Annotated in this window: 9 protein-coding genes; all 9 read right to left on the bottom strand. The window is 33.4% G+C overall.

What is annotated here, in order from left to right; translation table 11 throughout:
* Positions 1-78: 78 nt before the first annotated feature.
* The 9 genes from B5D16_RS08135 to mraY all read right to left on the bottom strand — a co-directional run bounded on the left by B5D16_RS08135 (position 79) and on the right by mraY (position 12,065).
* Positions 79-2,823 (bottom strand): leucine-rich repeat protein, encoded by a 2,745-nt coding sequence (locus B5D16_RS08135; RefSeq protein WP_078766485.1) that lies wholly within the window; start codon positions 2,821-2,823, stop codon positions 79-81.
* A gap of 255 nt (positions 2,824-3,078) precedes the next feature.
* Positions 3,079-3,861: a ZIP family metal transporter gene (locus tag B5D16_RS08140; RefSeq protein WP_078766486.1), complete on the bottom strand. Its 783-nt coding sequence runs from the start codon at positions 3,859-3,861 to the stop codon at positions 3,079-3,081.
* 38 nt (positions 3,862-3,899) lie between these two features.
* Positions 3,900-5,981, bottom strand: a complete 2,082-nt coding sequence (locus B5D16_RS08145) for a heavy metal translocating P-type ATPase (protein WP_078766487.1) — start codon at positions 5,979-5,981, stop codon at positions 3,900-3,902.
* 25 nt (positions 5,982-6,006) lie between these two features.
* Positions 6,007-6,291, bottom strand: coding sequence for a DUF6110 family protein (locus B5D16_RS08150; RefSeq protein WP_078766488.1), 285 nt, complete (start codon positions 6,289-6,291; stop codon positions 6,007-6,009).
* A 201-nt stretch (positions 6,292-6,492) separates the two neighbouring features.
* Positions 6,493-7,689, bottom strand: a complete 1,197-nt coding sequence (ftsZ, locus tag B5D16_RS08155) for a cell division protein FtsZ (protein ID WP_078766489.1) — start codon at positions 7,687-7,689, stop codon at positions 6,493-6,495.
* Positions 7,690-7,765: 76 nt separating this feature from the next.
* Positions 7,766-8,476: a cell division protein FtsQ/DivIB gene (locus B5D16_RS08160; RefSeq protein ID WP_078766490.1), complete on the bottom strand. Its 711-nt coding sequence runs from the start codon at positions 8,474-8,476 to the stop codon at positions 7,766-7,768.
* 10 nt (positions 8,477-8,486) lie between these two features.
* Positions 8,487-9,635, bottom strand: coding sequence for an FtsW/RodA/SpoVE family cell cycle protein (locus B5D16_RS08165; protein WP_078766491.1), 1,149 nt, complete (start codon positions 9,633-9,635; stop codon positions 8,487-8,489).
* Positions 9,636-9,686: 51 nt separating this feature from the next.
* Positions 9,687-11,042 (bottom strand): UDP-N-acetylmuramoyl-L-alanine--D-glutamate ligase, encoded by a 1,356-nt coding sequence (gene murD / locus B5D16_RS08170; protein WP_078766492.1) that lies wholly within the window; start codon positions 11,040-11,042, stop codon positions 9,687-9,689.
* 45 nt (positions 11,043-11,087) lie between these two features.
* Positions 11,088-12,065, bottom strand: coding sequence for a phospho-N-acetylmuramoyl-pentapeptide-transferase (gene mraY, locus B5D16_RS08175; RefSeq protein ID WP_078766493.1), 978 nt, complete (start codon positions 12,063-12,065; stop codon positions 11,088-11,090).
* Between the last annotated feature and the right edge of the window lie 24 nt (positions 12,066-12,089).

Consider the following 12,089-nt stretch of genomic DNA (forward strand, 5'->3'; position numbering starts at 1 on the left):
CTTTCATTTTAAAAACCTTTTTTAGTTATTTATATTATACCACTATTTAATTTTCTATTCAACTATTCATTAATTTTTTTATATTTTTTTTACTTTAACTTTCTTTCCTTGACCTTTCTTTTTTATAACCTTTTTATACTTCTTAAACTTAGTACCTGGAACCTTAATCACGCACTTCTTTGCAACGTCCTTAAGTGCGTTTTTCCCAACTTTTTTAAGCACAGTTGTATTAACTGTAATGTTTTTAAGTTTCTTACAACCAGCAAATGCTTCCACACCAATATAAGTAATTCCTTCAGAAATAACTACACTCTTTAATTTCTTATTGTCCTTAAATGCACCATCACCTATTCTAGTGACTGCATAAGTAACACCCTTACTTGTTATTGTTGAAGGCACTATATACTTGGTATTGTTTGTGTTTAATGATTCCACAAACTCAACTGTTCCCATAGCATCATCCGTTCCAACTGATAATACTTTGTACTTAGCCTTCGAAGCCTTATCTGTAATAATATCCGAGACTTTTACAGTTGCTGGCTTAACTTCCTGTTTACCACTTCCTTCTTCTTTATACTTCTTGTTTTCAGCTACTAATTTTGAATTCTCGGTCTGTAGCTGTGTAACTTGCGCATCTGATTTGGCTTTAGCTTCTTCTGCTGCCTTTTTTTGTTCTTGGAGATTACCATTAGCAGCATTTGCTGCTATAAGCATCTCATCTATCTGCGCCTTCTCTATCATTGCTTCTGCTTCAACAAGTTTAGCATAAGCTTCTTTCGTAACATATATCTTTACCTCTGCGTCTAATGCATCATATGCTGCTCTAGCAGCTTCAACTGCTTCTTTATCAGTAATCTTTATTGCGTCCTTTGGTGGTAATGCATTGATAGCTGAATTTACTACCTCTGCATCTGCTTTTTTCTGATTTATAACTGCTTCTTCATCAAGCAAATCACCAAGTGCTTCATTAACTGCTGTTAATTTTTCAACTACTGCGATTTCAACAATTGTCATTTGATCTTCTGTCATAGCATCAAAATATTCATTTGCAGCAAGTATATCTGCCTTATCATCAAGAGTTACATATTTTGCTTCTGGTAATTTATTTACCATATCCTCAAATGCATCAACAGCATCGATAATTTCTGCTGTCTCTTCATCATATGTTAACTCTCCATTTTCATAATTAAACCATACTTCCTGATCTCTAAAATCTTCTCTTCTATTAACTTCTTTGCCTTCACCATCATATTCAATTTCAACAATATTATAAAATACTCTTAATCCAAAGCCTCTATCACAATCTTCTTTAATACTTACTTTAACGACATTATTATCATAATCTGTTTCAACACTAACAGTATTCATATCAATATTACTATTAGCTTCAACACCAGTGATATTTATTTGTCTTTCAAACCATTCATCCATATAACCTGTAGTTATAACATAGAATGTATTTCTATCGTTATTAAATAAAGGCTGATTACCCACACAATATCTTTCTTCCGCTGATTTTTTAACATATGTTGAAACTTCTGGAATACCAACATCAATTTTTACTTGAGATTTAATTTTTCCATTATCATATCTTATGATAAAAGTTCCACATGTATTAAAATGAAATTCAAATACATTTGCTGGGAAATATTCTACATCCTGCTGAGTAGCCTCATCCCATCTAGAAGCTACAGCTGGTGCAAATGAAACAACATCTCCATCAACAAGATTTCCATCTTCATCCATAATAGAAATGTTATCCATATCTTCTTCGCCTAAAAGATTAATAATTTCTTTATCCTGAAGTTCATCATAACTCTTAATACCTAAACATTTATGATTTATATCTTTTAATCCTGCACCCTGAGTTTTACCATAGTCTCTAATGAAATCTTCATAGTTTTCATACTGATTTTCTGTTCTTGCTTCTAATCCATTAGGTCCCCAATTAGCATCAGAAACAACCAATCCATCCTGCTCCCCATCAAAATGGAAATGATATTCCATGCGTCTCATATTATCCGGATTATTTGGATTATCATCAACATATTCTAAAACAACTACTATTGCGCTTCTATACTCTCCTACCAATGTTTCAGGAATAGTAATTTCAATAGGTTCACACTGCGTTTCAACTAAATCAATCTTCTCTTTTTTTAATTGTGGTCCAAATTGCACATATGCATCTATTAAATCTTCGCGATTAATCTCTCTATCTGCAAATCCATTTTTAAACATTAAATATAGTTTTTCACCATTATTATAAAAATAATTTATATCAGAAATTGCTACAAGATTATCTTCACTTAATTCATTGGCCTTATATAATGCAACATCAGGTAATTCTACATGTATGGTAACATATTCATTCTCTTCATCACCAATTTTAATGAAGTAATCACCAACATGATCAAATCTAAATGTATAAAGACCACTTACATTATCTACTAATACATCATGTTGTGCCTGATCATCATAACGTATATAACCTTTAAACCATTCCACATCATCTGTTACATTATGGTTATTACCATCCATTATTTTTATCTGTGTATCACCTGCAAGAGGATTTACAAAACCTTCATTAAAGTTCGCAAGTGAAAAAACCTCATCTCTATGAACGTCAACCCAAAACTCCCTACTATACCACTCTTTATTCGACTCAAAACTAGCATATCCTTTGTCCGCCCACTGAGCTCCTGTTATTGCAAGCCCAGTATAATTATCATTATTATCAAATGCACTAACCTCACTAACCTTACACATATCAAAAACCAACACAAATGTAAGCATCGTAGCTAAAAATCTTTTGATTTTCTTCATACACTACACCTCCTCATCTAGCATAGATATATGTATCCCCCATATTTAACATATATCTATTCAAACAATACCTCCACTGTTACAACATCTCTATTTAACTCCTTTTTTAACTATTTTATGTGCATTTATAATAAATATATCTTAAATTTAACATATTTTTTGTAAAAAGTCACTATATTTTTCATTAATTTATTATTTGTCAATCTTAAAGGATTTCGTAAAAAAACTCAGGTTACCCTGAGTTTTTTTACTTCTCTATCCTAATGCAACATCTAATGCCATCATAACTGTAAAGCCAAATGCAAACATTATAACACCAATGTTAGAATGTTCACCTTCAGACATTTCAGGAATCAATTCTTCCACTACTACATACATCATAGCTCCCGCAGCAAAACTTAATAAATATGGCATGGTTGGTACTAGTACGCCAGCAGCAATAATAGTTACAAAACCTGCAATTGGCTCAACTGCACCAGATAGTGTTCCCCACATAAAAGCTTTAAATTTTGATTCACCTTCAGAATGAAGTGGCATTGAAATAATAGCTCCTTCAGGGAAATTCTGAATTGCAATACCAAGAGATAAGGCAAAAGCACCACCAAGGGTAATATTACTATTCTTAGACAGTAGTCCAGCAAAAACAACACCTACAGCCATTCCTTCAGGTATATTATGAATAGTAACAGCAAGAACCATCATCGTCGTACGTTTAAGTCTACTATGAATACCTTCCTGTTTTTCAGCATTCATGTGCAAATGCGGAACTAAACTATCAAGTAAAAGTAAAAATATAATTCCACTCCAAAATCCAGCAAATGCAGGTAGAAATGCGAGTCTATTCATAGATTCAACCATATCCATGGCTGGAATTAACAGTGACCATATGGATGCTGCAATCATAACTCCACTTGCAAATCCAATTAAAGCCCTTTGAACATTTCTTTTAAAATCATTCTTCATAAGATATACCATCGCCGAACCTAAACTTGTTCCAGCAAATGGAATTAGTAATCCAACAAGTAAGTTATAATTCATAAATTAGCATCCCCTATTTTAAAGTTATTTTTTGATTTTTATTTAATATCATAATCCGTCATGCTATTTAACCCAATAGATATTGTTGATGCATTATGTACCAAAGCAGATGTTGTAGGAGCAATTACTCCCGTTACTCCAAGAGCAATCAAGCCACCATTAATTCCAATTATTTTTATATAATTAGAATCAATTCTATCCTGCATCTTCTTGCTTATTTTCTTTAAAGTTATTAATTCGTAGAGACTATCAGACATTATTGTAATGTCAGCTATTTCTCTTGCTATAGCAGAACCGTCACTAATTGCAATTCCAACATTTGCTGCGGATAAAGCAGGCGAATCATTTATGCCATCTCCAACCATTGCAACTTTATTTCCAAGTTCTCTTTCCTTAGTAACAAATGCTGCTTTTTCTTCTGGTAATACTTCAGCATAAAACTCGTCAACACCTATTGATTTAGCAACCACTTCTGCTGTTCTTCTACTGTCTCCAGTCATCATTACAACTTTATTAAAGCCTACTTTTCTTAGCTCACTAATTACCTCTTTAGCTTCGCTTCTAATAGGATCTTCAATACAAATAATTGCAATTAAAACATTATCTATTGCCATATAAAGATGTGAATATTCCATAGGTCTTAAATCATATTTTTCTCTATATTTTTCATCAACCTTACACTTCTCATCTTCAACAACAAAATGATGACTTCCAATAACCACCCTTTTACCATCAATGGAAGATACTATTCCATGTGCTACAATATATTCAACCTTACTGTGCATTTCTTCGTGAATAAGATTTTTCTCCTTTGCAGCTACAACAACTGCATTTGCTATGGAGTGTGGAAAGTGTTCCTCTAGGCAAGCTGCAATTGTAAGTAGTTCATCTTCCGTATATTCATCCGTGTATGCTATTACCTTCTTAACTTTAGGACATGCCTTAGTTAGTGTTCCCGTTTTATCAAATACTATTGTAGTTGCTTCATTTATCTCCTCAATAAACTTTCCACCTTTTATTGCAATATTGCACTCTCTAGCTTGTTTTATTGTTGTTAAAACTGTAATTGGCATTGCGAGTTTAAGAGCACAAGAAAAATCAACCATAAGCACAGACATGGTTTTAGTTATATTTCTAGTTAATAGATAAGTAATTCCAGTACCTAATAAAGTATAAGGAACAAGTCTATCAGCTAAATGCTCAGCCCTACTTGATGCTTTAGACTTTATTTTCTCAGTTTCTTCAATCATCGAGATTACTTTTTCATAGTGAGTAGCACCACAATTCTTTGTAACACGAATTACAATATCACCTTCTTCTAACACCGTTCCAGCATAAACAGATGAACCTAACCCCTTTCTAACTGGTTCGCTTTCTCCTGTTAAGGAAGCTTGATTCACCACACCTTCACCTTCTAAAACCTCACCATCTAAAGGAATGAAATGGCCCATATGAACTCTAATCTTATCGCCAATATTAACATCATTAATTGAAACCAGTACATCTGTTTTTTCAGTAACAAGCCATACTTCATTTACATTTATAGACATAGTCTTTGCCAAATCACTAACCGATTTCTTATGTGTCCATTCTTCTAAAAGTTCACCAATACCTAATAAGAACATAACTTGCGACGCGGTTTTAAAATCTCGTCTAAATAAGGATATTGTTATTGCAATAGCATCTAAAAGAGGTACTTCAACTCTGTTATTTAATACACATTTTATCCCTTTTAAAACATAAGGGACTGCTTTAAAACAAGAATAAACATATCTAATTACCGATGGCACAAATATCTTACCTAAATACCTTCTTGTTATTTTAACAATTAGTTTTTCCTTATAGTTTACGCTCAGCTCCCTACTAGAATTTTCAACAATATCCTTAGGAATTTCAACATCTTTTATTGATATTGAAGCAACTCTTTTATAAACATCCTCAGCTCTACCATCATAATAAAAGGTAATGTCGCCAGTTGCTTCATATATTTTAACTTTAGTGATGTTTTTTATCTTAAGCAGCACATATTCATAAATATCAGCTTCTTTAAAAGTAAAGCCATTATCTAAAACATGAATTCTGCTTCTTCCACAAATTTCATGTTTAACCTTAAATTTCATTTATTATTCTCATCCTTATTTAGAATTAATTAACTGTATTATTAATCTCTTCTGACTCACTAAGATTATCAAAAACCTTTTCATCAGAACTTTCTCTATCTTTATTAATCTGTTTTGCCTCTGCTAAAATATCCTCTGCATTTTCCTGAATATTTGTTGCAGTTTTAACTGTAAAATCTTTCACTCTTAATGCGGCCGCTGTACAATGACTATACACTTTCTTTGCATCCTTACTTGTTAAAAGTTTAAATCCGGCCGAACCAAATGCTGTTCCTGCAGCAAATACTGCAATTTTCTTAATACTAAACATATCATTTCCTCCTAATCATATATCTTTCCGTTAGCATATGCTAACTACTATCTATTATTATACTACTATTACAACAAATGTCAAAGCATCCCAATGTAATAAGAAATTCTTTCACTATAATATCAAAATTTATTTAATATCAAAATTTACACATAAAAAATGACCTCATCCTTATGGATAAGGTCATTATATATCATATTCTTATTTCTTCTTTAAGAAATCTGGAATTTTAATCTGTGTTTCTTCAATAGAAGGTTTAATTGGAGCCTGCTGATGTGGCTGTGGCATCCTTGTTGTAGGCTGTGAATATGATGGTCTTGATGAATGATGCTGTGGCTGTGGCTGTTTAGCTGCTCTCTGTGGAATAGGCTGCTGTGAGAATCCAGCCGGCTTCTTAGCTGTTGTAAAGCTCTGGAAACCTGTCTGAACCTGCTGTGGAGCTGCCTGCTCTCTATCAAGTCCTGTAGCCATAACTGTAATTGTACATTCATCTGGATATGTATCATCATATCTAGCACCGAAGATAATGTTAGCATCGTCGCCAGCAAGTTCCTGAACAAAGCTAGCTGCTTCATTAGCTTCCATAAGAGAAATATCACCTGAGATATTGATAATAACATGTGATGCACCTTCAATAGTTGTTTCAAGTAATGGACTTGAAATAGCCATCTGAACAGCTTCACTAGCCTTTTCATCACCTGTAGCATGACCAATACCGATATGAGCGATACCCTTATCTGTCATTACTGTCTTAACATCTGCAAAGTCGAGGTTGATAAGAGCTGTGTCGTTAATAAGATCTGTAATACCCTGTACAGACTGCTGTAAAACTTCATCAGCTTTCTTAAGTGCCTCAGGCATTGTTGTTCTTCTATCTACAATTTCTAATAATTTGTCGTTAGGGATAACAATAAGTGTATCAACAGCATCTTTTAATCTATCAATACCCTTAAGCGCATTCTCCATACGCTTTTTATTTTCAAATCTAAATGGCTTAGTTACAACACCAACTGTAAGGATTCCCATTTCTTTAGAAATCTTTGCAACTACAGGAGCAGCACCTGTACCAGTTCCGCCACCCATACCGCATGTAACAAATACCATGTCAGCTCCTTCAAGGAGTGATGCAATATCTTCAACACTTTCTTCAGCTGCGCCTTCGCCAACTTCTGGCTTAGCACCTGCACCTAATCCCTTAGTAAGTTTTTCACCAATCTGAAGAGTTGTTGGTGCTTTACATCTATTAAGTGCCTGAATATCTGTATTAATACCTATAAATTCAACGCCTGCTATATTCTCGTCAATCATTCTATTTACTGCATTGTTACCAGCACCACCTACGCCGACAACAATAATCTTAGCTGCAATATCAGCTTCATTTGTTTTTATTTCGAGCATAATGTCCTCCTAAAAAATCATATATAGTTATATTGTATAATTTTTTTCAAAAAATATCAACATAAAGTTTTTATCCCTACTTGACCTTCATTGCATACCCTTGGCCGTCTCTGTCAACCTCCTTCATATCAAGAGTCCCTGACTTTCCCTCTAATTTATCAGACATATCTGACAAATCAGATAACTTCTGATTAATATCGTCAGAGCTACCAAGCAAAACCTTGACATTTCCGATATAAAGTGTACTTTCAAACTCCTCAGATATATAAATCTTATCAACAGAAAGCTTATACTTTCGTATGTTCTGAGTAAGATCCAATATCATGTTAAATACATCCTCATTATTAACAGGGAGCTTCTCATTCAATACAAAGTTGTCAAAGTTAAGACCTGTAATAAGTGGAACATCCTCAATAAGTTCTGATGAACTTTCAACGATTATTCCATCTTTGTCAAAGTATATATAAGAACCCATGTATTGCATGTACCCCACGATATCCTTCTCATAAATCGTTATTTTTACCTTAGTACTACTTATCATATCAATATCATAAGTTGCAACAAATGGTATACTTTTCTTCTTTTCAAATTTAGACTTAATCCAAAAAACTAACGTATTAACATCATAAGACTTATCAAAAATATAATCTTTAATCTCGTCTGCAGTTGCTCTTTTATTTCCCTCAACTTCTATTTCCTTGATAACACAATACTTTTTAATGCAGAAGAAAGCCAAAAGAATAACTACTAGCAACGATAATAAAGCCCATTTTCTTCTTCTACCCAAATTAATTCTCCTATCTCTTAAATACTCTTATTTTTCTTGATACAGATAAAACCATACCCATTTCAATCATAAGAAATACAACTGATGTACCACCATAACTTAAGAATGGTAATGTAACACCTGTATTTGGTATTGTATTAGTAGCAACGGCAATATTAAGAATAACCTGAATTGCTATATGCGCCATAACTCCAATAACAAGAAGTGAGCCAAATAAATCATCTGCATTTCTTGCGATAATGTAGAATCTATGCAACATAAATATAAACAATACTATAACTGCAGCTCCACCAAAAAGACCTAATTCTTCACATATAATCGTGAAAACCATGTCGTTCTGAGGTTCTGGTACAAATCCCTGCTTCTGAACGCTATGACCTAATCCTTTACCAAAAAATCCACCTGATCCAATGGCATATAACCCCTGGAGAATCTGATATCCACCAGATTGTGAATATTTTTCCGGATTATGCCAAGCCTGAAATCTATCACTTCTAAAACTTGTACCTGATGATAAAACAACAACAAGTATAGCACCAGCAACTATAATTACACCAATAGTAAGAAATGTTGGTTTACTTGGTGCTGCAACCATAATCATTATGAAACTTATACCTGCAATAATAATAGCAGCACTTAAGTTATTAGAAATTTGTTTAACATAAAAACAAATCGCACCTATAATACCTAACAAAACTGCATATGAACCTAAATCATTAAGGGCTCTTGCACTTCTTGATAAAATCGTTGCAAGCGAAATTATAATTGCTATTTTTACAATTTCCGATGGCTGAATACTAATAGGACCAACCTTAATCCATCTTCTAGCACCGTTTACATCTAAACCAATTGATGTTCTTACCATTGCCATAACAATTAAAGAAACAAATAATATAAATCCATACCAATTTTTTAATATTCGATAATCAATAAATATGGTCACAGCCATACATAAAAATCCTAATCCAAAAGCAACAAGCTGCTTTTTAAAATAAAAACCAGGATCACCATACTTGCGCATAGCATTGTATGAGCTTGTACTATACACCATTAACAATCCAAATCCCACAAGAAACACGATGGCTATAAACAGACTAATGTCAAAATAACTGCCCTGTCTTATACGACTGACATCATTATTATAATCATCTCTTGACATGTTATCCTCCTTCCATCGCTTTTCTCATAGACTTCTGCATATTATTTAAAGCTATTTGAGCTTATTTACATATTCTTTAAACAAATCCCCTCTTTGAGTATAACTCTTAAACATATCCCAGCTAGCACATGCAGGACTAAGTAGAACAACATCTCCAGCTGTAGCACTTTCACTACTTACCTTAACTGCCTCTTCTAAAGAAGAAACCATAACAATATCATCTACTCCAACCTTTTTAGCTTCAGCTTCAATATCATGTTTAGTTTCACCTAGTAAAACTAATTTTTTAACTCTACCAACTAAAACCTTAGCCATGTCAGCAAATGAAACATGCTTATCATATCCACCCGCAATAAGAATAATAGGTTTATCCATGGCTTCTACAGCCTTAATTGTTGCATCAGGATTCGTTCCCTTTGAATCGTTATAATATACAACATCATTAATTGTATCTACATATTCGATTCTATGTGCAACAGCCTTAAAGTTTTTAACTGTTTCAACAATAATGTCCATAGGAACTCCAATTGCATCACTAACTGCAATTGCAGCCATTGCATTCTCTGCATTATGAACACCAACTATTTTCATATCATCAGTTGAAAGTAAAACTTCACTCTTTCCTTCCACTGATTTAACTATATTCTTTCCATCAAGATAGAAACCATCACTTAGTATTGATTTGCTACTAAAGTAAGTAATCTTACACTTAAGTTTCTTAGCTTCTTCTCTTAAGATATCATCTTCATAATTAAGTACGCATACTTCATCTTCAGTCTGGTTCTTTGTAACCATCATCTTACATGCTGTATAATTTTCCATAGTTTTATGTCTATCAAGATGATCAGGTGTTACATTTAAAACACATGAAACTGCTGGATGAAACTCCTTAGCACTTTCCATCTGGAAACTACTAATTTCAGCAACCGTAACTGTATCATCGGTCATCTTATCTGCTTCAAGCGTATATGCATTTCCAATATTACCAACAACGAAACTTGATTTGAAATAATTTGCTAAGATTTCACCTACAAGCGCTGTTGTTGTTGTTTTCCCATTTGTACCTGTGATTGCAATTAGTCTGCCCTTTGCACAAAGATATGCAAGTTCGACTTCACCAATCACTTCCTTACCAGCATTCTTAAAATCAATAATAAAATCCTTATCAATTGGGACACCAGGACTAATAACCATTACGTCGTTATTATCAATTAAATCCTTACTAAATTCTCCTGTCGATATATTAACATTAGCTAGGTCACTATCAAGTTTACCCTTAATAGTCTCCTCATCTAATTTTCCATCATATAATGTAACAATTGCATCCCTGTTTACTAATAGTCTTACAGCACCAATACCACTAATACCTGCACCAACTACTATAAACTTCTTACCTTTAAATTCCATAACTACTCCAAAATTATAATTTATTCTCAAATGCTTATAATATCACTATATTGAAAGATATGCAAGTAAGCACAATATTGTTGTTGTTACAGCAAATGCACAAACAACCTGTGTTTCAGCGTATCCACAAAGTTCAAAATGATGATGGATTGGAGCCATTTTAAATAATCTCTTTCCACCAGTCTTTTTGAAATAAAGCACCTGGAGTATAACTGAAACAACTTCCGCAAAATATATAAAAGCTATAATCACAATAACTATAGGCATCTTCAAAATAAATGCTGTACCACTAACGAAAGCACCAAGAGCAAGAGAACCTGTATCTCCCATAAATACTCTTGCTGGATAAGTATTAAATAGCAAAAATGCTACCAAAGCTCCAGCAAATGCAAAACATACACATTCCACACCTGCGCCCTTCTTAATAGATACAACTCCTAAAAATACTGCAATCGGAATTGTAACTGAACTTGCAAGGCCATCAAGACCATCAGTGAAATTAGAACCATTTGCTGTACCAATAATAACGAACATAACAAACGGAACAAACAAAAATCCAAGTTCAAGATCAAATCCTGTATAAGGAATATTGACTTTAGTTCCAACTTTCGCAATCTTTACAAGGTACGCAGCGAAAAGAGCTGATCCTATAAACTGAAAGCTCATCTTCTGAATTGCTGTAAGACCAAGGTTTCTTTTCATAACAACTTTAATAAAGTCATCACCAAAACCAATTAGTCCATATATAAGCGTAATTGCTAAAATAGCAAGGCTGTTTTTTACATGTATATCATCTAAAACAAAACATGATATCAAAACTGATACACATAAAGCAACAAGGAAAATCATACCACCCATTGTAGGTGTTCCCGCTTTACTTTTATGAGCTTCTGGTCCTTCCTCCCTGATGTACTGTCCAAATTTTAGTTTTTTCAAGAACGGAATTACTATAGGTCCTAAAATCACTCCTGTTACAAACGCTACAAGAAATGATAACTCTACAGTCTTAACCACTTCACTCATTTTATGCCTCCTAGATGTTAATAG

Source organism: Eubacterium uniforme (assembly GCF_900167115.1).
Taxonomy (GTDB): Bacteria; Bacillota; Clostridia; order Lachnospirales; family Lachnospiraceae; genus Eubacterium_S; species Eubacterium_S uniforme.